The following is a 21,545-nucleotide window of genomic DNA, read 5'->3' on the forward strand; positions in this document are numbered from 1 at the left end:
TCAGCCGTGCGGCGCGCCGGTCGCAGTCACGGCGCCGGTCCGTGCGAAAATAGCGCGATGAGTGAAGTTGCCCCACCGGCCGCGCCGTCGGCGCCCGTTCCCACCCAGCGCAGCCTGACCGACCCGATCAAGGCCAGCATCCGCGACGCCTACGCCAAGCTGCAGGCCAATACGCCGGGCTTCGCCATGCGGCGCGCGCAGAGCCAGATGATCGGCCTGGTCTCGCGCGCGCTGGCCACCTCCGGCGGCATCGGCATCGCCGAGGCGCCCACCGGCGTGGGCAAGAGCCTGGGCTATCTCACCGCCGGCGTGCCGATCGCGTTGGCCACCAAGAAAAAACTGGTCATCAGCACCGGCACCGTGGCGCTGCAATCGCAGCTGGTGGAACGCGACATCCCGGCCTTCCTCAAGGCCACCGGGCTGGACGCCACCGTGGCGTTGGCCAAGGGCCGCACGCGCTACCTGTGCACCCGCAATGCCGCCGAGTTGGAGGGCGACACCAGCCAGAATGCGATGTTCGAAGATGAGCAGGCGCTCTATGACCGCCCGCTCAGCCCGGTCGATGCGGATCTGGCCAAACGCCTCGCCAAGGCCTACGCGGCCCGCACCTGGAATGGTGATCTGGACGATGCGCCAGAACAGATCTCCGTGCCGCTGCGCATGCGCATCACCACGCCGGCCTCCGGCTGTGCAGGGCGCCGCTGCAGCTACGCGGCGCAATGTCCGGTGCTTAAGGCGCGCACCGATGTGCGTGAGGCGCAGATCGTGGTCACCAACCACGCCTTGCTGCTGTCGTCGCTGTCGCTGGGCGATGCCGAAAACGGCCAGCCGCTGATCGCCCCGCCAGCGGACATGCTGCTGGTGCTCGACGAAGGCCATCACATCGCCGGCGTGGCGATCGACCAGGGCGCGGCCAATCTGCCGCTGGACGACATGGCCCGGCGCACCCGACGCATGCAGATTTTGATTGCGGCCGCCTATCGCGCAGTAGACAAGGACAAGCTGGGCAACTTGCTGCCCAATGAAGCCATCGAGGTCGCGGCGCGCGTGTCCAAACTGCTCAAGGCTTTCCACGCCGAAGTCGAACGCGTATGGAAGCCGGAGCCCGGCGAGCGCGATCCGCTGTGGCGCGCGGCCAATGGCAAGTTGCCGCCGCAATGGGGCCCGGCCATCGAAGAGCTCGGCGAAGAAACCCGCGCGCTGTTCAACTGGGTGCATGCCGCACACAGCGCGATTGCGAAGGGAAAACAGGACGATTCTGCGCGCGAACGTCTGCAGCGCAGCCTCGGCCTGGCGCTGGAAATGGCCGAGCAGCAGCACAATCTGTGGAGCGGCTGGCGCCGCGAAGACAAGGAAGGTCAGCCGCCGATGGCGCGCTGGATCACCCTCTCGCGCGACGGTGATCTGGTCTGCCACTGCTCGCCGGTCTCGGCCGCGCAGGTGCTGCGCACGATGATCTGGAACGAGGTGGACTCGGTAGTGATGACCTCGGCAACGCTCACCGGTGGCGGCGATTTCCAATCCTTCGCCATCGACAACGGCTTGCCCGATCACGCCGAAATGGTATCGCTGGCCTCGCCGTTCGACCTACCCAACCAGGCCGAATTGATCGTACCCAATTTCCCGGTCACGCCCGACGACCGCGAAGGCCATCCCAAGGAAGTGGCCAAGTATCTGGTGCGCGAACTGGATTGGAACGACAAGGGCAGCATCGTGTTGTTCACCTCGCGCTGGAAGATGGAAAAGGTGGCCGACCTGATGCCATTGGCGCAGCGCAACCGCGTGCTGGTGCAGGGCGAGGGCAACAAGTCGCAACTGATCACTGAACATTTGCGCCGCATCGCCGCCGGCGAAGGCTCTGTGCTGTTCGGTTTGAATTCTTTCGGCGAAGGGTTGGATTTGCCGGGCGAAGCCTGCACCACCGTGGTCATCACCCAGGTGCCGTTCGCCGTGCCGACCGATCCGCAAACCTCCACCTTGAGCGAATGGCTGGAAAGCCGCGGCCACAACGCCTTCAACCTGATCGCCATCCCGCACGCGTTACGCACGCTCACCCAATTCGCCGGCCGCCTGATCCGCAGCTCCAGCGACCACGGCCGCGTGATCATTCTCGACTCGCGCCTGCTTACCCGTCGCTACGGCAAACGCATCATCGATGCTCTCCCGCCGTTCAAGCGGGTGATCGGGCGTTGAATATCGCCTGGCGATGCCCAGCGTCACCACCTTCGCATCATGCAGTTGCGCATGCGATGGTGAGCGATGACGCAGCTGATACGAACGTAGCGCGCCGGTTCGGGTATTGCGCGATACAAGCCGCGTGGTGCAATCCCACATGGAGCATGGCTAGTCGCACTGCATCGGCATACGCGCGATGGTGCAGAAGCAGCGTTGGAGGAGCTCACGTGCTGCACTCTGCATAACCGGTGCTGCATGCGCTGACCAGTCCCGCATCGCGCGGACGCGCGATGGATGGCTCGCATCATCCACACCGCACACGACCCTTGCAGCGCAGCATTCTGTGAGCGTGCTCGGAACTGAAGTCGTGCAACGAAAAAACCGAATGACGCACGTGGCGCTCGATAATGCGGTTATCTGCAACGCACTGCCCGCGAGCTTGGCGATGCATATCACGCAACGCAGTCATCATCATGTTCCCCTATCGAAGCGATCATAACTAACGACTTCTCACACTTCGGCCTGCTAGCGATGATTCAGCCTCCTCACACGAGCTGACGCCATGCGCCCTGGACACCTCATGGTGCTAGCCCTGCTAGCCCCGATGTTGATCGCTCCGCCGGTCTTCGCCCAATCCGTTCTGACCCGCGACAATGGCGCCAAGGTCGGCGATAACCAGAATTCGCAGACAGCCGGCGCCACCGGCCCGACGCTGCTGCAGGACGTGCAGCTGATCCAGAAGCTGCAGCGTTTCGATCGCGAGCGCATTCCCGAGCGCGTGGTGCATGCGCGCGGCACCGGCGTCAAAGGCGAGTTCACCGCCACTGCCGATCTTTCCAGCCTGACCAAGGCCAAGGTGTTCAGCGCCGGCGAAAAAACCCCGGTGTTCGTGCGCTTTTCCTCGGTGGTGCACGGCAACCATTCGCCGGAGACGCTGCGCGACCCGCATGGTTTCGCCACCAAGTTCTATACCAGCGAAGGCAATTGGGATCTGGTCGGCAACAACTTCCCCACGTTCTTCATTCGCGATGCGATCAAGTTCCCCGACATGGTGCACGCGTTCAAGCCGGACCCGCGCACCAATCTGGATGACGATTCGCGTCGCTTCGATTTCTTCTCGCACGTGCCCGAAGCCACGCGCACGCTGACCCTGCTGTACTCCAATGAGGGCACGCCGGCCGGCTATCGCTTCATGGACGGCAATGGCGTGCACGCCTACAAGCTGGTCAACGCGCAGGGTGAAGTGCACTACGTCAAGTTCCATTGGAAGTCTCTGCAGGGCATCAAGAACCTCGATCCCAAGCAGGTTGCCGCCGTGCAGGCCAAGGACTACAGCCACCTGACCAACGATCTGGTCGGTGCGATCAAGAAGGGCGATTACCCGAAATGGGATTTGTACGTGCAGGTACTCAAGCCGGAAGACCTGGCCAAGTTCGATTTCGACCCGCTCGATGCGACCAAGATCTGGCCGGACGTGCCGGAGCAGAAGGTCGGCCAGATGGTGTTGAACAAGAACGTCGACAATTTCTTCCAGGAAACCGAGCAGGTGGCCATGGCGCCGGCCAATCTGGTGCCGGGTATCGAGCCGTCCGAAGACCGTCTGTTGCAGGGCCGTATTTTCTCGTACGCCGATACCCAGCTGTATCGCATCGGTGCCAATGGGCTGAGCCTGCCGGTCAACCGTCCGCGTGTGGCGGTCAACAACGGCAACCAGGATGGCCAGGGCAATATCGGTCAGACCACCAGTGGCGTGAACTACGAGCCGAGCCGCCTGGAGCCGCGTCCGCAGGACACCGCAGCGCGCTACAGCGAGTTGCCGCTGTCGGGCACGACCCAGCAGGCCAAGATCACCCGCGAGCAGAACTTCAAGCAGGCCGGCGAGTTGTATCGCTCCTACAGCAAGAAGGACCGCGCCGATCTGGTGCAGAGCTTCGGCGAGTCGCTGGCCACCACCGATACCGAAAGCAAGCACCTGATGCTGTCGTTCCTGTACAAGGCCGACCCCGAATACGGCACCGGCGTCACCCGCGTGGCCAAGGGCGACCTGGCGCGGGTCAAGCAGCTGGCCTCCAGCCTGCAGGACTGAGCCGCCCGACGACATCGCGGCCTGCGCCGCGGTGTCGTCTTTATTTCGGCAGATCCCTATGCGCACTGTGTTGTTTCTAATGCTTGGCAGCGTGTCTGCGATTGCCAGCGCTGCCTCACCTGCATCCGCATCCGCTGCCAACGCAACGGCAACTGCCACTGCCACGCCTGAGCAGATCAAGCTGCAGCTGCGCGAGTATTTCTTCGACGCCGCGCGTGAGGGCCGCCAGGACATGCTGGCCGAGTTCATTCGCTCGCATTACGACCTCAATACCCGCGACGAGAAGGGCTATACCGCCTTGATCCTGGCCGCCTACCACGGCCAACGGCCGGCGGTGGAGCAGTTGCTGAGCGCCGGCGCCGACCCCTGCGCGCAGGACAAGCGTGGCAACACCGCGCTGATGGGCGCCATCTTCAAGGGCGAGCTGGGCATCGCCAAGCGCCTGATGCAGGCCGATTGCGCGCCGGACCAGCGCAACAACGCCGGCCAGACCGCTGCAATGTATGCAGCGCTGTTCCAACGCACCGACGTGCTCAAGGACCTGGCCGCCAAGGGAGCCGACCTCAGCCTCAAGGACGGGCAGGGCAACGATGTGACCAAGCTGCAACGCGGCGAATTCGCCACCGCTCCGGCGCGCTGAGCGCGCCAGTTCTGCGCGCCGCCGGGCTTGCCCCCTACAGCGTGCCGTCTCGGCCGCGCTGCGCGTTCGTGGTTGCGCATCACCGCTAGAAGCCGCGGACGGCTGCGCGTAACCAACCGCTGCGCTGCGACAGGTAGGCAGTCCCCGCGCCCTTGTCGCAACGCGCCCCGGCTCTGGCGAAGGACGCCACGCCTGTGGGTGCATGCCGCGCCGCCCACCTATCCATCAGCGCTTGCTACGCCTGCCACGTCGACGGCATCGAGCGGGATCGCCGCATCCATCGCAGCACTCCGAACCGCTGCCCAGGAGCCCCAAACCGCTCCTGGCAGTGTCGTCGGTTTTCCGCCGCGGCCGCGCTGGATCTCTGACAGGGATGGTGATGTTTTCGCCATTGCGTCAGAATTTTTCTGACGCGCAAACCGTTGTGCGCCAAGGGTTTGACAGAAAACTGAGTGCTTGCTGACTTGCTCTAAACCGTCTTAAAAAAAGCCGCTGAAAACAGTTCAAGAAAGCGCCGGGAACGCCGATGCTGCAGCTATCGCAACGCACCTTGGAACCCCCCGGACCATGAAGCTCGATCCCTCCATCCCCTTCCTGATGTCGCTGCTGGCCATGGTGCTGTGCAGTGCTACTGCCGTCGTTGCACTGGTGTTCGGCCAGGTGCACGTGCTGGCCAAGTCATGGAGCTTCTACACCGTCATGGGCACCGCCCTGATCACGTTGGTTGCCTCCTACCATGCGCTGGGCAAGCCGCTGAGCGCCGAAGAGCGTGTTGGTGTGCGTAACCCGTAAGTCTTGATTCCGTCCAGACGCAGCAGTGGCTGCGGCACTGGACTGAGCAATCTCCGCTCGTCACTGACGATGCAACGCGTTCGCCGCAGAGGCGAACGCAGCCAGGCACCGCGCATCTTGCCGTGATGCCTCCCGCTACCGCCGGTCCTCGGCGAGCGAGGGAAACCCAAGACAGCGTCAATGCGGGGTGTTCGCCCGCGTCCGACGGACGAACGTAGCCGTGATGCTGGCCGCCCAAGCGTCACCAGCTGCATGGGCACTTGTGCCTAACGCTCGGATTCAACTGACCCGGTAATCATCCGGAACGCGAGCAGGCGATTTTGCAGCCAGGCGTGAGGCGCAGGCGCTCCCGCATCCCGTGCCGCACCGCCGCAGATTCATCGGGGCCCGTGTAAGCTGTTGATCCTGCTTCGCATTCCCATGGCCGCTCGCTGCGGCCACTTTGTCGATGACCGCTTCCACCGATCGCTACGCTGCCTCCCTGCGCCTGTCCGTTGCCCCGATGATGGACTGGACCGACCGCCATTGCCGGGTCTTCCATCGCCTGTCGGCGCCGTCCGCACGCCTGTACACCGAGATGGTGCACGCCAACGCGGTGATCCACGGCGATCGCGCGCGCTTGATCGGCTTCGATGCGGTGGAACATCAGCTGGCGCTGCAACTGGGCGGCAGCGATCCGGCCTTGCTCGCACAGGCGGCGTCGATTGCGCAGGAGTGGGGCTTTGATGAGATCAATCTCAATTGCGGCTGCCCGTCCGACCGCGTGCAGGCCGGGCGTTTCGGCGCCTGCCTGATGCGCGAGCCGGCGCTGGTGGCCGACTGCGTCGCGGCCATGTGCGCGGCCACCCACTTGCCGATCACGGTCAAGTGCCGCCTGGGCGTGGACGACGATGACGACTACGCCCTGTTCGCCCGCTTTGTCGACCAGGTGGTCGCGGCCGGCGCCGCGATGGTGGTGGTGCACGCTCGCAATGCCTGGCTCAAGGGCTTGTCGCCGAAGGAAAATCGCGAAGTGCCGCCGCTGCGGTACGACTGGGCCTACCGGCTCAAGCAGGAGCTGCCCGGTCTGCCGGTCGTGCTCAACGGCGGCATTGTGGCCGTGGACCCGGCCATGGCGCATCTGCAGCACACCGACGGCGTCATGCTCGGCCGCGCCGCCTACCACGACCCGTACGTCCTGCATTGCCTGGATGCAGCCTTGAACCAGCGGCCCGAGCAACCACGCGAGTCCTTGCTGCGCGCCTATCAGCCGTACGTGGAATCACAGCTGGCACAGGGTCTGGCCTTGAAGCACATGACCCGGCATGTGCTGGGCCTGTTCCATGGCCAGCCTGGAGGCAGGGCGTTCCGGCAGGTCTTGAGCGAAGGCGCACATCGTCCGGGTGCCGGGTGGGAGCTGGTCGAGCAGGCACTGGAGCGCACCGATACGCGACCCTGGCGAGTCGTTGCCTGACTCTGGCCCGCCGCTTGCATTCCTGAACGGGCTGCCGGGGTATCCGGGTATTTCGGGTCGCCTCTGCAGTGGGCGTGTCCGCAAACCGCGCGCACGCCATGCCGGCCAATCTGATCGACATTCATTTCACTGAATGCCGTTAACGTGAAGCCAAAAAGTTCAGATCGGATTCACCCCGAAAAATCAAGAATTTGCCTCGATCCCGATGCTCGACTCTTAGTTACGCGTGGTCGATTTCACGAATTTTGAATGTTTCTGAACAACCCGCTAGGATTTGTTTGTGACCCAATCGCTGTGCCGCGCTCGCCAAGTCGCTCTGGTTGCCCTCTGGGTTGCCATGGCCGCGCCGTCGGCCTGGGGCCAGGGCTATCCGATGGTGCAGAGCGGGCGCGAGGCAATGCCGCCCTCGGCACGCGGCAACAGCCGCACGCTGTCGGACACCATTCGGCATGTGCAGCGGTCCACCGGTGGGCAGATCCTGGGCGCCGAGCGCGTTCCGTTCGACGGCGGCAATCTCAACCGGGTCAAGTACATGAAGGACGGGCGCGTGCACACCGTGTATGAGCCGGAGCAGACGCAGGCCGCGCCGGCGCGTAACTCGCCTCCGCCCGACGCGCCACCACGCGACGATAACCACTGAACGTAGATAGTTCTGCGTTCAGTCTTATAAATTCCCCGGCCAGTGGCCGACAACGTAACTAGGGAGAGTGCATGCGTATTCTTTTGGTCGAAGACGAAGCTCCGCTGCGCGAAACCCTTGCGGCGCGTCTGAAGCGCGAAGGCTTTGCGGTCGACGCTGCACAGGACGGCGAAGAAGGCCTCTACATGGGCCGTGAAGTGCCATTCGATGTCGGCATCATCGATCTTGGCTTGCCCAAGATGTCGGGTATGGAGCTGATCAAGGCCCTGCGCGATGAAGGCAAGAAGTTTCCTGTGCTGATCCTGACCGCGCGCTCGAGCTGGCAGGACAAGGTCGAAGGCCTCAAGCAGGGCGCCGACGATTATCTGGTCAAGCCGTTCCACGTCGAAGAGTTGTTGGCGCGCGTCAACGCGCTGCTGCGGCGTGCCGCCGGCTGGAGCAAGCCCACGCTGGAATGCGGCCCGGTCGCGCTGGACCTAGCCGCACAGACGGTGAGCGTCAACGGCGCCAACGTCGATCTGACCAGTTATGAGTACAAGGTGCTTGAGTACCTGATGATGCATGCCGGCGAACTGGTCTCCAAGGCCGATCTCACCGAGCACATCTACCAGCAGGACTTCGACCGCGATTCGAACGTGCTGGAAGTGTTCATCGGTCGCCTGCGCAAGAAGCTCGATCCCGATGGTGAACTCAAGCCGATCGAAACCGTGCGTGGCCGCGGTTATCGCTTCGCCATTCCGCGTACCGAAGGCTGAGTCAGCGCGTCAACGAGCAGGAAGACCAAGTGCTGGGCCGCTCCAAGTGGTATAGACGCTGGCGGCCGCGCTCATTGCAGGCCCGCCAGCTGCTGGCCGCCAGCCTCAGCCTGGTGGCCTTCCTGGCGCTGGCAGGTTACGCGCTGGACGTGGCGTTCGCCGACACCGCCGAGAAGAACCTGCGCGAGCGGCTGAAGAACTACGCCTCCGCGTACGCGGCCAATATCGATTTCGTGCGCGACGGGTCGCTGTATATCGGCGGGCAACCGCCCGACCCGCGTTTCGACGTTCCCGGTGGCGGGCTGTATGTGGAAGTCGTGCGTCCGGACGAAAGCTGGACCTCGATGTCGGCCGAAGGCCCGAACATTCCGCATGGCCGCATGCTGGAGCCGCGCCAGGAAGAATTCATCGGCCCGCTGGAAATGACCCAGATCGACGGCAGCCTGGGCCAGCTGTATCGCTATGGCCTGGGTGTGAGCTATGTCGAACGCGAACATGGCGGCGAGATTCCGTACACCATCTATGTGATGGAAGACGCGCGCTCGATGGGCGCGCAGCTGCGCGTGTTCCGTGGTGCGGTGTGGTTCTACCTCGGCAGCGCCGGTGTGGTGTTGCTGGTGCTGCAAGCCTTCATTCTGCAATGGAGCCTGCGTCCGCTGCGGCGGGTCATCAACGAATTGACCAAGGTGCAGCGCGGCGAGATCCAGCGCATGAGCGAGCAGCATCCGCGCGAACTGGAACCGCTGACCGACAGCATCAACGCCTTCATCGAGAGCGAACGCGACAACCTGGAGCGTCAGCGCAATACGCTGGCCGATCTTGCGCATAGCCTCAAGACGCCCATCGCCGTCTTGCGTACGCAATTGGATAGCGGTGCGTCCGAGCGCGATCTGCACGAAGAAATGGATGTGCAGCTGCGACGCATGAACGACCTGGTGTCGTACCAGCTGGCACGTGCGGCCTCCAGCGGGCACAAATTGTTTGCGGCACCGCTGCCGATCGAACCAACCGCCGAAGAAATCGTGCGTGGCCTTGAGAAGGTGTATTCGGTCAAGGGCGTGTTGTGCGAATTCGATATTTCCCCCGAAGCGCGCTTTCACGGCGAGCCGGGCGATTTGCAGGAATTGCTCGGCAACCTGCTGGAAAACGGCTTCAAGTGGGCGCGTAGCCGCGTGTTGCTGACCGCAAAGCCGGGGCCGACCACCGGTAGCCGTCGTGCCGGCCTGATTCTGTCGGTGGAAGACGACGGCCCCGGCATCGCGCCGGAAGACGTGGCCAAGATTCTGCAGCGCGGTGTGCGTGGCGACGAACGCGTGCAAGGGCACGGCATCGGCATGTCGATCGTGCAGGACCTGATCAAGGGCTATCGCGGCGAGCTGCAGGTGGTGCGCTCGCAGGAACTGGGCGGCGCCCGCTTCGATGTGACCCTGCCGCCGGGATTGTGACCGACGCAGGGGCCGATGAACCCGTGGCCAATGTGCGCTGGCGTTCCGACAACCGTTTAACGCCTCACGCGCTGGCTTACCCATACTGGGCGGGCAAGCCGTTGCGATGGAGGGGCTGCATGTTCGAGCACGTTGGCCAGGCCGTATGCGTGGGCGCGCGCGTCGCGCACGTACGGCGCACGCGAGTGCCGCTGTTGATCGGCAGCCTGTGCGCGTTCACTTGCACGGCTGCCGAAGCGCCGCTGACACCATCGCAGATGCGCTGGCTGCAACGTGCCACCTATGGTGTTGATGCCAGCAGCGCGACGCAGCTGACACGGTTGGGCCCCAAGCGCTTTGGTGCGCTGTTGCTGCAGCCCAGCGACGCCGCCGCGTTGCCCGCGCCGGTAAGCGCGCAGCTGCAACGCTTCGACGCATTGCATATCCCGCTGGTGGATTTGCTCACCCAGTACGAAGCCGACAAGGTCCGTCTGCAGTCCATGCCCGATGGCGATGAGAAGGTCGCCTTGCGCAAGGATTGGCAGGCGCGCGGTGGTCAGATGCTGGTGCAGGCGTGGCAGGCGCAACTGCTGCGCGCGGTGTACGCGCCGGATCAACTGCGCGAACAACTGGTGTGGTTCTGGCTCAATCATTTCAGCGTGTATGCCGACAAGGCCCGGGTGAAGTGGATGGCGGCCGACTATATGGAAAACGCGATCCGTCCCAACGCCACCGGCAAGTTCGCCGACCTGGTGATGGCCACGCTGCAAAGCCCGGCAATGCTGGAGTACCTGGACAATGCCAAGAACGCCAAGGGCAAGGTCAACGAAAACTACGCGCGCGAATTGATGGAACTGCACACGCTGGGCGTGCACGGCGGCTACAGTCAGCAGGATGTGCAGCAACTGGCGCTGATCCTCACCGGCGCGGGCCTGGTGCCGATCAAGGCCACCGGCGCACCACCGTTGCCGCCTGCAGCGCCGGGGCAGGCGCAGGTTGTGCGCAAGGGTCTGTTCGAATTCAATCCGGCGCGTCATCAACCCGGCGACAAGATGTTGCTTGGCCAGCGCATCGCCGGCGGCGGGCTGGATGAGATCGAACACGCCGTACAGTTGTTGGTGCGGCAGCCGGCCTGTGCGCATTTCATTTCGCAGCGCCTGGCCGAGTACTTCGTCAGCGACGCGCCGCCTGCTGCGCTGGTGACGCGCATGGCCACGACCTTCCAGCACAGCGATGGCGATATCGCCAAGGTCATGCAGGCCATGCTGGCGTCGCCGGAGTTTGCGCAGGCGCAACCGCGCAAGTTCAAGGACCCGAACCGGTTTGTGGTGTCGGCGATGCGGGTGGCGTACGAGGGCCAACCGGTGATCAATGCCGCGCCAATGGCCAGTTGGGTGCAGCAGCTGGGTGAACCGTTGTTTGGTCGCATCACGCCCGATGGCTGGTCGCTGCAGTCGCAGGCCTGGACCAGTTCCGGGCAGCTGGCGCGCAGGTTCGAGGTGGCGCGTTCGATTGGCGGCGGACCGAAGCAGTTGTTTCGTCTGGACGGCGACAACGACACGCCGATTCCGGCGGTGACGCAAATCGACACGCGCCCGTCGTATCGCTGGCTGGCACCCTCGCTGTCTGCCGCCACCCAGCAGGCACTGACGCAAGCGCGCTCGCCTGCCGAATGGAATGGATTTTTGTTGTCGTCGCCTGACTTCAACTATCGCTGACGCAGTGACACCGATTCAGATCTGCTGAGGCAACGCCAACGATTCAACGCGCGCAGATTCAAAGCAACGATCCAACGATCCAACGAATGCCAGGCGGTCAATGCCGCGAGAGGACACCATGCAACGACGTCAATTTCTGCTTGCCTCTGCAGCCGCCGCAAGCATGCCGTGGGCCGGTCGTCTATTCGCTGCGCCACGCGATAGCGCACGCATGCTGGTGGTGTTTCTGCGTGGTGGCTACGACAGCAATAATTTGCTGGTGCCGTATGGCAGCGATTTTTATTACCAGTCGCGGCCGAGCCTGGCCATTGCGCGGCCAGACGCCGCCAATCCAAACAGTGCTCTGGCGCTGAATGCGCAGTGGGGTCTCAACCCGGTGGTGGGCGAGACGCTGCTGCCACTGTGGGAGCGCAAGCAGGTGGCTTTCGTGCCGTTTGCCGGCACCGACGATCTGTCACGCAGCCACTTCGAAACCCAGGACGATATCGAGTCCGGTCAGGCCGGCAAGCACCGCGATTATCGCTCCGGGTTCATGGCGCGTCTGTCGGGCGTGCTCAGTGGCGTGCCGGCCATCGCGTTCACCGAGTCGTTGCCGCTGACGTTCCAGGGCGGCGGCGATTTACCCAATGTGTCGTTGCGCAGTATCGGCAAAGGCGGGCTGGATGCGCGGCAGGCACAGATTCTGTCGCAGATGTACGACAGCACGCCGCTGGCGTCAGCTGCGCGCGAGGGCTTGGCGCTGCGTCAGCAGGTCACCGCGCAGTTGCGCGAAGAGATGGAGCAGGCCGGCCGTGGCGCCGCCAGTGCACGCACTTTCGCCGATGAAACCCGGCGCATGGCCACCTTGATGCGCGAGCGCTATCGCCTGGGGTTCGTCGATGTCGGTGGCTGGGACACGCATGCCAATCAGGGCAGCGTGGAAGGTGGCCTGGCCAATAACCTGCGCAATCTGGGCGAAGGCCTGGCGGCTTATGCCGATGCGTTGGGTCCGGCCTGGAACGACACCGTGGTGGTCGTCATCTCCGAATTCGGCCGCACCTTCCGCGAGAATGGCAGCAAGGGCACCGATCATGGCCATGGCACGACCTACTGGGTGCTGGGCGGTGGCGTGCGTGGCGGCCGCATCGCGGGCGAGCAGGTGGCGGTCGAACAGGCGCAGCTGCTGCAAAACCGCGATTACCCGGTGCTCAACAACTACCGCAGCCTGTTCGGCGGGATGCTCAGCCGTTTGTGGGGGTTGTCGCCAGCGCAGTTGGAACGGGTCTTCCCGGGTGCCACGCCACGCGATCTTGGATTGGTGTGAGTCTGCATGGCGCGCGATCGCACAGGTCAGGCCATGTGCGTGGTATCGAAAGCCGGCTTGCATCGATCACGCGGCATCTGCTTCAAGCGATGGCTGCAGGTTTCCTCTGCCCACGGGATACCGCACGCCGCTTTGCGACGCGGCACATCAACGTTGCACTGAATCTGCAAACGGCGACGGCCCGTAAAATCGTTCCAAGTGCATGGCGACCTGCGGCATCGTGCGCAAAAGCACGTGCGGTGCGGAGAAATGAGATTCGCTGACCACTGCGAAGAATTCCTCCGGCGCTTCGGCGGCATACGGATCGATCTCGGTGTCTTCGCCGGCATCGACGCGTTGGCAAAACAGATCGTAGGCTTGCTGGAAATCCCGGGCCCAGGTGCGTTGCGCATCGCGCGGCAGGGGCGGTGTGCCGTCGAGCGCGCCATCCAGTGCATCGAGCTTGTGCGCCATCTCGTGCACGATCACGTTGAAGCCGGCCTGCGGGTCGTCCAGGTCGGCTTGCACGTCGGCCCAGCTGACGATCAGCGGCCCTTGCTCCCAGGCTTCGCCGATCAGGGTGTCGTCCCAGGCATGCATCACCCCGGCCGCATCCACGTGGGTGCGCTGCACGCGGAACGTATCCGGGTACACGATCAGCTGCGACCAGCCGCGCCAACCGGCGGCGCCGATTTCCAGCAGCGGCAGGCAGCAGGTCGCGGCCAGCACGAGCTGATCATGCGGTTGCAGCTGCAGCCCGCCGACGGGCGAAATGGTCTTTTGTTGCAGGAACTGCGCGGTCAATGCGCGCAGACGTTGCTGGCGGGTTGCGTCGAGCGCGGCAACCAAGGCGCAACTGCCGCACAGCTGCTGCCACAGCGCATCAGCAATGTCGGGAGGCGGCCGGCGCAGCCAGCGCGTCAACCACGGGATCAGCGGAACATGCCCGGCAGGAAACTGTGCCAGCGCGGCATCGTGCGCATGCGCGGGAACAGCGAATCGCCATCGCTGCCGCCGCCGCCGGTGGCTGGCGTGGCTTTGTGCGGACTGTTGCGTGCCGGTGCCGCCTCGGGCGCGCGTGCGGCGGAGTTGGTGCTGATGCAGCTGTCATGATCGCCGTCGATCAGCTGGTCCGATGCCAGCGCGGCAAGCGGAGCCAACAACAGGAACAGGCAAACCGTGATTCGGCGCATCGTCCACATCCAGGGCAAGCGGCGTGAGTCGCTGATCATAATAACGCGCTTTTCACTACCTCACGCAAGCCGCGCTGGGCGCCCGGGAGGGCTTGGCGCATACTTCGGCGGAGGGATTCGGGGACTTTGCGCGCAATGCACTGTGAGATGAAAGGCGCCGGCGGCCGGCGGTGGCGCGTAGGCGCCGCGGAAGATCGGTCTGGTGCGCGCGTTGGTCGGCCGTACAGCGCATCCTCGGTGCTGTCGGTCGCCGAGCCGACGGCAGGCCTGGTCCGGGCTGTCGATGCTGCGTCACGCGCGCTATTCGGGCGGTACGCTGGCTGCGCAGCGCAGGCATTCTTCCAGGGGGCTGCAGCCCGCGCCGTCGCCACGCCACGCCGCATCGCCCGCCGCAGCCGTGGATGACCGTGCATTGCTGGCCAAACTCGCCGGTGGCCGGCTGTCTGGCGATGCGTTGGCGCGCGATGCCGGGCTGACCCGCGCGGCGGTGTGGAAGCGCATCCAGAATCTGCGTGCGGCCGGTGTCGACATCGAAGGACGGGCCGGTGACGGGTATCGCCTGGCCACGCCGTTGGATCTGCTGGACGCCACGCGCATCCGTGCCGGCATGGCACCCGGTGCGGCAGCTGGGCTGGCGGCACTGGATGTGGCCTGGACGCTGGAATCCACCAACACCACCTTGCTGGCGCAGCCGGCGCCCGAACACGGCGTGGCGGTGCTGCTGGCCGAGCGGCAGACCGGTGGCCGCGGCCGCCGCGGCCGTCAGTGGACCTCGCCGCTGGGCGCGCACATTTATCTGTCGGCGTCGCGCCGTTTCAATGGCGGGCTGGGCCAACTTGCAGGCCTGAGCTTGGCGGTGGGTGTGGCAGTGGCCGAAGCCTTGCGCGGTTGTGGGTTCGCCGATGTGGGGCTGAAGTGGCCCAACGATCTGCTGGCGCGGCAGCGCAAGTTGGGCGGCCTGTTGATCGAAGGCGGCGGCGAGATGGCCGGCAACGCGCGTGCAGTGATCGGGCTGGGCTTGAACGTGCACATGCCGGAGAGGGCAGCGGCCAGCATCGACCAGCCATGGATCGACCTGGATACCCTGGCCGGCAGCCCGGTGTCGCGCGACCGCGTGACGGCAGCAGTGCTGTCCGGGTTGCTGCCGGCACTGGACCTGTTCGAGGCGCAGGGGCTGGCGCCGTTTCTGGGGCGTTATGCAGACTTGGATGTCTTGAGCGGGCGTGCGGTGCAGGTCGAAGAGGCCGGCACCTGCCATCGTGGCGTCGCGCTCGGCCTGGCGGCCGATGGCGCGTTGCGGGTGCAACTGGGCGAGACGGTGCGCCTGTTCCACTCCGGAGAAGTGAGCGTGAGACCTGCATGAGCGAGTGGTTGTTCGACCTGGGAAATTCGCGGTTCAAGTACGCGCCGCTGCACGGCAACCGTGCCGGCCAGGCGCAGGCATGGGCGCATGGTGCTGAGGCGATGGACGCGGCGGCCCTGTCGGCGCTGCCGTCCGGGCGTATCGCCTATGTCGCCAGCGTCGCTGCGCCGGCATTGACGCAACGCATGATCGCGTGCCTGCAGGGGCGCTTTACGCAAGTGCGCATCGTGCGGACTGCCGCCGAATGCGCCGGCATCCGTATTGCGTATGCCGACCCGAGCCGTTTCGGCGTGGACCGCTTTCTGGCGTTGCTGGGTGCGCGCGGCGACGCGCCGGTGCTGGTGGCCGGCGTGGGCACCGCACTGACCATCGACGTGCTCGGCGCCGATGGCCTGCATCACGGCGGCCGCATCGCTGCCTCGCCGACCACCATGCGCGAAGCGCTGCATGCGCGCGCGGTGCAACTGCCGGCCGGCGGCGGCGATTACGTCGAGCTGGCCGCCGACACCGACGATGCCTTGACCTCCGGCTGCGATGGCGCGGCGGTGGCGCTGATTGAGCGCAGTCTGCAGCACGCCCAACGCAGCCTGGGCGTGCCGGTGCGGCTGCTGGTGCATGGCGGTGGCGCGCCGCCGTTGCTGCCGTTGTTGCCCGATGCCACGTTCCGCGCGGCCCTGGTGCTGGACGGTCTGGCGACGTGGGCGACCGCCGCGTCGTCACCGTAGAATCGGGGCATGTATGTCCGCGCGCTCATCGTCGTCTTGATCGTCCTCAATGCCGGGGTGGCGTTGTGGTGGGCCTTGCAGCCGCCGCCGGCATCACCGCCGGCCCCGCCGCAGCCGACCGGTGTGGCGCGGCTGGAGCTGCTGCCGACGGTGACCGGTGCTGGCGGGGCTGGGCTGCCGGTTGCAGTGGCAGGTAAGGAATCGGCGTCTGCAGCAGAACGTGCGTCGAAAGCACCGGCGCCATCGCCATCGACAGCATCTGGGCCTGCATCGGTACCCACGCCGACCACGCCGGCAGTTGCCGGTCCTTCCACGTCAACGTCTGAAGCGCCGCCATCGACCACCACTGCCGCAGCGCAAGCGCCGCGCGGCGCACCTGAGACGTCGGCAGCGGCGAACGCCGCTGCGAAACCGGCCAATGGCGTCGCCACGACGGCTGCACAACCATCGCCCGCTCCATCCCCGCCTGCCGCAGAGCGCTGCGCCAGCCTTGGGCCATTCGCTGCACGCGCTGATGCCGATGCGGCGCTGGCACGCGTGCGTGGGCAGGCCAGTCGCGCCAGCGTGCGCGAGGACAAGGACGCCGGTATCAGCACGTTTCGGGTGATGTTGCCCAACGTGGGCGATCGCGCGGCTGCGCAGGCCCTGGTCAAGCGCATTGCCGCGGCCGGGATGGGCGACTACTACGTGATCGCGCAGGGCGAGGACAACACCGTGGCGCTGGGCCAGTACCAGAGCCGCGAGCGCGCCGAGCGGCGCCAGGCCAGCCTGGTCGGCGCAGGATTCCCGGCGCAACTGGTGCCCAGCGGCAACGGGCAATCGCGCTGGTGGATCGATGTCCGCACCAGTACGGCCACCAGCGCTCTGCAAGGGGCTGCCGGTGCCACGCGTCAGCGTTCGCTAGATTGCGCCGCGCTGCGCTAGAATGCGCACCGGCGCGCAACGCGCCTGCCTTTGCCGGCATAGCTCAGTTGGTAGAGCAACCGCCTTGTAAGCGGTAGGTCCCCAGTTCGAATCCGGGTGTCGGCACCATCTTCGATCCACGCAGACGTGGCAATCACGGGTGACGTTGCTGCGGTTCGAGCACGCGATGCGTGGGATCTTTTCATCACCTGGTTACCGGGCACGATGGCGCGTTGCCTGCCGCCATCTGTCCCGACGAACGTTATCGTGCTCGGCGTTTCGTAAGCCGGAGGGTGCGCCGCGCGCCGGTTTTTGAGCGCGCTATCCACGCTCACCTGAAGGCTGCTCGCCCCGTTTGGTCGCCGCTGCAAGTGGCTGCACCATGTCACGCGCATCGCGCGATGTTGATCGCGCGATGCGAGGCGCAGCAATCAGGCCGGGCGACCGGCCGAGAGCAGTTCCAGCGCGGCCTTGCCGGTGTCGGCCTTCGCTGCATCGCCGCTCAATCGGTCGGCTAATGCGGCCACGATGATGGCGTGGGCCTGGCGCAGCACGCTGTCGGCATCGGCGCTGGCGTCCACCACGTGTTTGCCGGGCAATTCAAGCGCGGCAAAAATCGTGCGGCAGCGTTCCAGGTTGTCCTGGGTTTCGAAGTGGTTGGGTGCATCGCCGCGGGCGCGGATACGGGCCAGGCCGGTGGGTGGGGGCAGGTCGAGCAGCAGCAGTACGTCCGGGCGCGGCGCGAAGGCGTTGCGCTCCAAGAGTTCGTCCAGCGGCAGACCGGCCGCGCCCTGGTAGGCCACCATCGACGGGAAATAGCGGTCCAGGATGACGATGTCGCCGCGTGCCAGCGCGGGCGCGATCAAGGTGTCCACGTGTTCGTGGCGGTCGCGGATGAGCAGCTCGGCTTCTTGCTCTGCACTCAGGCGCCCGGTGGCGGCGGACTGGCGCAATTGCGTGCCCCACGGGCCGTTGGTGGGCTCCTTGCTCAGCACGATGCGCGCGCCGGCGGCTTCCAGGGTGGTGGCCAGGCGGCGGGCGAGCGTGGTCTTGCCGGCGCCGTCGATGCCTTCGATGGCGATCAGCAAGCCGCCGGGCTTCAGTTCGATTGTCATCGCGCTACTTTATCTGATCGTGGCGATGGACCCTAACCGGCAGCAGGGCCATGAAGAGTAAGCAGTCATCGCGACACGCGCGCTGGCGAAACTCAGCCGCAGCGCCATGGCAGACGCGACGATGCAGTGCGAGCGCTGCCGTGACGTGCTTGGGGGCGCGGCGGCGGCACGGCGCAGACGGGGTCGAAAGATCCGACGCGCGCTGCGCCTCTATTGCCGATGACTTATCGCCAGTATGTCCTGCGCGATGTCGGAAATGTCCCGATATCCTGGCTTCTGGCTGCGGGCCATACTGAACAAGTCAGACACACTGCACACGCGTCTCGCGACTGCGTCGTGTTTTTGGCTTCTAGGATAACGGACGCGTCGCCGCCACCCTAGAGGCGGCATCCCCCGCGTGACGTCCGCTCAGGCACCGTCGTGACCAGATTCCTTGTCTTGCTCGCCGTGCCCAGCGCCCGCGCCAAGCGGGCTTTCGATCAGCGGGTCGCCGAGGTGTAGCGGTAGGACAGCAGGGATTTCACCAGGAAGGTGATCTGGGTGGCCGAGCGTGCATCCACGCGCATGACCGGCACGCGGAAGCCTTCGGCTACCAAGGCTTCGCCAAAGGGCGGCACTAGGAAATCCTCGACTTCATCGGTCATGGCGATGCCCACCGCCAGGCTGGCTTCGGGTGCGATCCGCGAAAACTCGCGCAACAACTCCAGCATGGCTGGGAGCATCTGCGGGTCGCGTGCGTTGGTCAGCACGATCACACCCAGCGCGCCGTCGCACACCAGCGGCCACATGAAATCCAGGTATTTCTGGCCTGGTACACCGTAGACATGCAGCAGCTCGCCGTCTTCCAGCTCGATGAGCTGTAGTCCAGCGCGACGGTGGTGTAGGCCTTGTCGCCGTAGGCATCCTGGCTGAGCGGCATTTCGATGCTGACCGACTCCACATCGGAGATGGAGCGCACCGCGGTGGTCTTGCCGGCGCCCATGCCGCCGACGAACACCAGCTTGTTGGCTGGAAGACTCATGACTGCGCCTAGAAGAGGGAAAGGCCGAAACGGCGTGCGACCCAGGAAAAAAAACCGCGTGTTGCCGCTGTCTGGGCGACGCTGCGTTGCAGGCACGGGAATCTCCGCAGTCTGGGCGAGGCCGCTGGCGAGTGCAGCGGCGAACAGGCATTCCACCGTTTGCAGCGGCAGCTTGCAGGCATCGGCCAGCGCCTGCGGGCGCCAGGGGCGCGCAGGCAGGTGGGCGATGGCCAGCAACTGGGCTGGCGAACTGGTTCCTGCAGTCAACTCCGGCCATTGGTGCAATTGCAGCGCATGGCTGGGTTCCATGGCCGGCAGTGCCTGGCGCAGATGCTCGGGCAGGGCAAAAAACAGCGCTTCGAAGGAAATACGTTGGGGTAACGCGGCAGCGGCAAGGTCGGGCACGACGTGCCAGCCCGAGCGGTCCAGTGCGGCGATCACCTCCGCCAGTGCCACGCCAGCCGGCAACTGCACGCACCCATTGCCCGGGTCCACACGCACGTGCAACTGCGCATGTTCCAGCGCCACTGCGCCGGCACCGAATTCGCCACGGCAGTGCCGCAGCAGCAAGGCCGGCTCCGCGACCGGGGTGGCGTGCGGCGAGGACAACAGCAGACGCATGTGTTCGTTGAGTTCGCGCACGGTGGCGCCGTGCTTGATCCACGCGCCGGCCATGGGTGTGCGCGACACCACCAGCACACGCACCGGTTGCCCCTGCAATGCCTGCCAGGCAGCCAGGCCATCGGCGCTGTCCAGGCCCAGGGGACCACCACATCGGCCGCGTGCTGGGGCCATGGACCCAACTGCACGTCGATGCGTTCGGCGAGCAGCAGCGAGCACGCCAGTTTCAGGCGTGTGGTGTGCAGCAGGTCCAGGTCGGCCGTGGCGACCCGCATGGCGTTGATGGGTGTGGTCATGAGCTGGCGCCGTGGCGGCGCATTGGATTACGAGAGGCCTGCCGGTCTGCACCGGCAGGCTGGATCAGGCGATGCGCTGGCACCGCGCTGTTGCCATCAACCGAAATCGAGGGTCTTTTCGAACGCCTTGAGCTCGTGACGGGCCATGGCCAGGTTGGCCTTGGCGCGGTCCAGCACCACATAAGGAAAAGCGTGTTGTTGCTTTCCAGTGGACGCAGCAGGTGGTATTGGCGTGCGAGCGTGATCAGGATGTCTTCGATGGTGTCGTTCAGGCCGAGCTGTTCGGCGATACGGCGCTTGGCGCGCACCACTTCGGTATTGCCGGCCGCCGCCAGTTCCAGGTTGAGCTCGGCACCGCCGGTCATGCCCAGCGCCATGCCGCTGTCGCTATCGACCAGCGCCGCGCCGACGAAGCCGGCCAGAGAATGCAGGTGTTTCCAGATTGAGTTTTGACACGTGTGATCCTTGGAAACGATGAGGAATGGGTGCCTTGCGGCATGCACGAACAGTGCCAAGTGCTCAGCCTTGCGGCGGCGCCAATACGGTGGCGAGGCGGCCGGCGCAATCGCGCGCATTGAACAACAGCGCAGCGGCACTGATGTCGCTGCTGCCCACTGCGGTGAGCGTCAGCGGTTTGTCGGCGCGGATGCGGATCGGCCCAGCTGCCCGGCCCGCGTGCTGATGGTGGCGTAATCGGCCTCTTTCAGGCTGGATTCGCGCGCCTGGGTCTCGCCCAGGGTCAGGAACGAGTTGGCCATCGCGGCAAGCCGACGACTGTCCACATCCAAGCTGGATTGCTCGGTGATGGCGCGCCCGTCGGCAGTGGAGAGCATCAACAGACGGATGCCCGGCTCACGTTCGATGGTCTGCGCAAACTCGTGCCCAATGCGCTGCAGATCGTAGAATGCAACGCCCGCGGGACGTCGCCTACGGCAGCCTTGACGACTTGGTTGACGGCGTTGTGCGGCATGAAATTCCCCCTGTTGCGTGATGGCCCGAGCGCCTGCATGCGTGGTATGCCGCGCCAGGCGGCGCACCATATCACCCGGAGCCGAGCAGGCTGTCACACTCGCCCGTGATGCTTGACTGGTCGGTCAGACAGGCGGAATCGGCAAAGTCCGGTGCGCCACCGAGTGCCGTGACACGTCACGATAGCGGCGCGACGAGGCAGATCTAAGGCAACGCTGATCAAGCCCCGTTCCCGCGTTTCGCGGGAGGTTGGATGCACATAGACGATGGGGCGCGTAGATCGCTTTGCCCATTCAGGGCAATCCCGGTGATCGAGGCCTCTGTTGGGAGGCCTCTGTGCTTCATGTGGGCAACCTTGCGCGCGCCAGGTAGAG

At 65.2% G+C, this 21,545-nt stretch carries 16 protein-coding genes, 1 tRNA gene and 4 pseudogenes; 14 read left to right on the plus strand and 7 right to left on the minus strand.

Going from position 1 to position 21,545, the window contains the following annotated elements:
- Nucleotides 1–57 precede the first annotated feature (57 nt).
- The 10 genes from dinG (at nucleotide 58) to XAXN_RS11680 (ending at nucleotide 12,986) form a co-directional block, all read left to right on the plus strand.
- A complete protein-coding gene (dinG, locus tag XAXN_RS11635) occupies nucleotides 58–2,193 on the plus strand; it encodes an ATP-dependent DNA helicase DinG (protein ID WP_054319664.1) in 2,136 nt (711 codons plus the stop codon).
- A gap of 562 nt (nucleotides 2,194–2,755) precedes the next feature.
- Complete coding sequence (gene katB, locus XAXN_RS11640; RefSeq protein ID WP_171891007.1) at nucleotides 2,756–4,261, plus strand: catalase KatB; 1,506 nt, start codon at nucleotides 2,756–2,758, stop codon at nucleotides 4,259–4,261.
- 58 nt (nucleotides 4,262–4,319) lie between these two features.
- Entirely contained in the window at nucleotides 4,320–4,901 is a 582-nt protein-coding gene (locus XAXN_RS11645; RefSeq protein ID WP_054319665.1) for an ankyrin repeat domain-containing protein, read from the plus strand.
- A 567-nt stretch (nucleotides 4,902–5,468) separates the two neighbouring features.
- Nucleotides 5,469–5,693 (plus strand): hypothetical protein, encoded by a 225-nt coding sequence (locus XAXN_RS11650; RefSeq protein ID WP_042824121.1) that lies wholly within the window; start codon nucleotides 5,469–5,471, stop codon nucleotides 5,691–5,693.
- 448 nt (nucleotides 5,694–6,141) lie between these two features.
- Nucleotides 6,142–7,146: a tRNA dihydrouridine(20/20a) synthase DusA gene (dusA, locus tag XAXN_RS11655; RefSeq protein ID WP_054319666.1), complete on the plus strand. Its 1,005-nt coding sequence runs from the start codon at nucleotides 6,142–6,144 to the stop codon at nucleotides 7,144–7,146.
- 274 nt (nucleotides 7,147–7,420) lie between these two features.
- Nucleotides 7,421–7,786, plus strand: a complete 366-nt coding sequence (locus XAXN_RS11660; protein WP_174515460.1) for a hypothetical protein — start codon at nucleotides 7,421–7,423, stop codon at nucleotides 7,784–7,786.
- Between the two features lie 71 nt (nucleotides 7,787–7,857).
- Nucleotides 7,858–8,541, plus strand: coding sequence for a response regulator transcription factor (locus XAXN_RS11665; RefSeq protein ID WP_002808458.1), 684 nt, complete (start codon nucleotides 7,858–7,860; stop codon nucleotides 8,539–8,541).
- 74 nt (nucleotides 8,542–8,615) lie between these two features.
- A complete protein-coding gene (locus XAXN_RS11670; protein ID WP_008576455.1) occupies nucleotides 8,616–9,986 on the plus strand; it encodes an ATP-binding protein in 1,371 nt (456 codons plus the stop codon).
- Nucleotides 9,987–10,105: 119 nt separating this feature from the next.
- Nucleotides 10,106–11,683, plus strand: a complete 1,578-nt coding sequence (locus XAXN_RS11675; RefSeq protein ID WP_054319669.1) for a DUF1800 domain-containing protein — start codon at nucleotides 10,106–10,108, stop codon at nucleotides 11,681–11,683.
- Between the two features lie 118 nt (nucleotides 11,684–11,801).
- Nucleotides 11,802–12,986 carry a DUF1501 domain-containing protein gene (locus XAXN_RS11680; protein ID WP_054319670.1) on the plus strand — a complete coding sequence of 395 codons (1,185 nt, stop codon included), beginning with the start codon at nucleotides 11,802–11,804 and terminating at the stop codon, nucleotides 12,984–12,986.
- Between the two features lie 147 nt (nucleotides 12,987–13,133).
- On the opposite strand, the gene XAXN_RS11685 is transcribed toward XAXN_RS11680, so the two are convergent.
- Nucleotides 13,134–13,889 (minus strand): M90 family metallopeptidase, encoded by a 756-nt coding sequence (locus XAXN_RS11685; protein WP_054319671.1) that lies wholly within the window; start codon nucleotides 13,887–13,889, stop codon nucleotides 13,134–13,136.
- An 8-nt stretch (nucleotides 13,890–13,897) separates the two neighbouring features.
- Nucleotides 13,898–14,197: a hypothetical protein gene (locus tag XAXN_RS11690; RefSeq protein ID WP_054319672.1), complete on the minus strand. Its 300-nt coding sequence runs from the start codon at nucleotides 14,195–14,197 to the stop codon at nucleotides 13,898–13,900.
- Between the two features lie 358 nt (nucleotides 14,198–14,555).
- Here XAXN_RS11690 and birA point away from each other — a divergent pair, with 358 nt between their 5' ends.
- The 4 genes from birA to XAXN_RS11710 all read left to right on the plus strand — a co-directional run bounded on the left by birA (nucleotide 14,556) and on the right by XAXN_RS11710 (nucleotide 17,278).
- Nucleotides 14,556–15,521, plus strand: coding sequence for a bifunctional biotin--[acetyl-CoA-carboxylase] ligase/biotin operon repressor BirA (birA, locus tag XAXN_RS11695; RefSeq protein WP_054319675.1), 966 nt, complete (start codon nucleotides 14,556–14,558; stop codon nucleotides 15,519–15,521).
- Complete coding sequence (locus XAXN_RS11700) at nucleotides 15,518–16,246, plus strand: type III pantothenate kinase (protein WP_054319673.1); 729 nt, start codon at nucleotides 15,518–15,520, stop codon at nucleotides 16,244–16,246. The genes birA and XAXN_RS11700 overlap by 4 nt, the downstream gene beginning before the upstream one ends.
- Before the next feature lie 9 nt (nucleotides 16,247–16,255).
- Entirely contained in the window at nucleotides 16,256–17,170 is a 915-nt protein-coding gene (locus XAXN_RS21355; RefSeq protein ID WP_134980073.1) for an SPOR domain-containing protein, read from the plus strand.
- Nucleotides 17,171–17,202: 32 nt separating this feature from the next.
- Nucleotides 17,203–17,278, plus strand: a tRNA-Thr gene (locus XAXN_RS11710).
- Between the two features lie 302 nt (nucleotides 17,279–17,580).
- On the opposite strand, the gene tmk is transcribed toward XAXN_RS11710, so the two are convergent.
- The 5 genes and pseudogenes from tmk to XAXN_RS11740 all read right to left on the minus strand — a co-directional run bounded on the left by tmk (nucleotide 17,581) and on the right by XAXN_RS11740 (nucleotide 21,172).
- Entirely contained in the window at nucleotides 17,581–18,264 is a 684-nt protein-coding gene (gene tmk, locus XAXN_RS11715) for a dTMP kinase (protein WP_054319674.1), read from the minus strand.
- Between the two features lie 479 nt (nucleotides 18,265–18,743).
- Nucleotides 18,744–19,285, minus strand: a pseudogene (locus XAXN_RS23115) (GTP-binding protein).
- A gap of 8 nt (nucleotides 19,286–19,293) precedes the next feature.
- Nucleotides 19,294–20,202 (minus strand): annotated as a pseudogene (locus XAXN_RS21365) (hypothetical protein).
- 96 nt (nucleotides 20,203–20,298) lie between these two features.
- Nucleotides 20,299–20,658, minus strand: a pseudogene (locus XAXN_RS11735) (roadblock/LC7 domain-containing protein).
- A gap of 63 nt (nucleotides 20,659–20,721) precedes the next feature.
- Nucleotides 20,722–21,172 (minus strand): annotated as a pseudogene (locus tag XAXN_RS11740) (roadblock/LC7 domain-containing protein).
- Between the last annotated feature and the right edge of the window lie 373 nt (nucleotides 21,173–21,545).

This window comes from Xanthomonas axonopodis (genome assembly GCF_001304695.1).
Taxonomy (GTDB): domain Bacteria; phylum Pseudomonadota; class Gammaproteobacteria; order Xanthomonadales; family Xanthomonadaceae; genus Xanthomonas; species Xanthomonas axonopodis.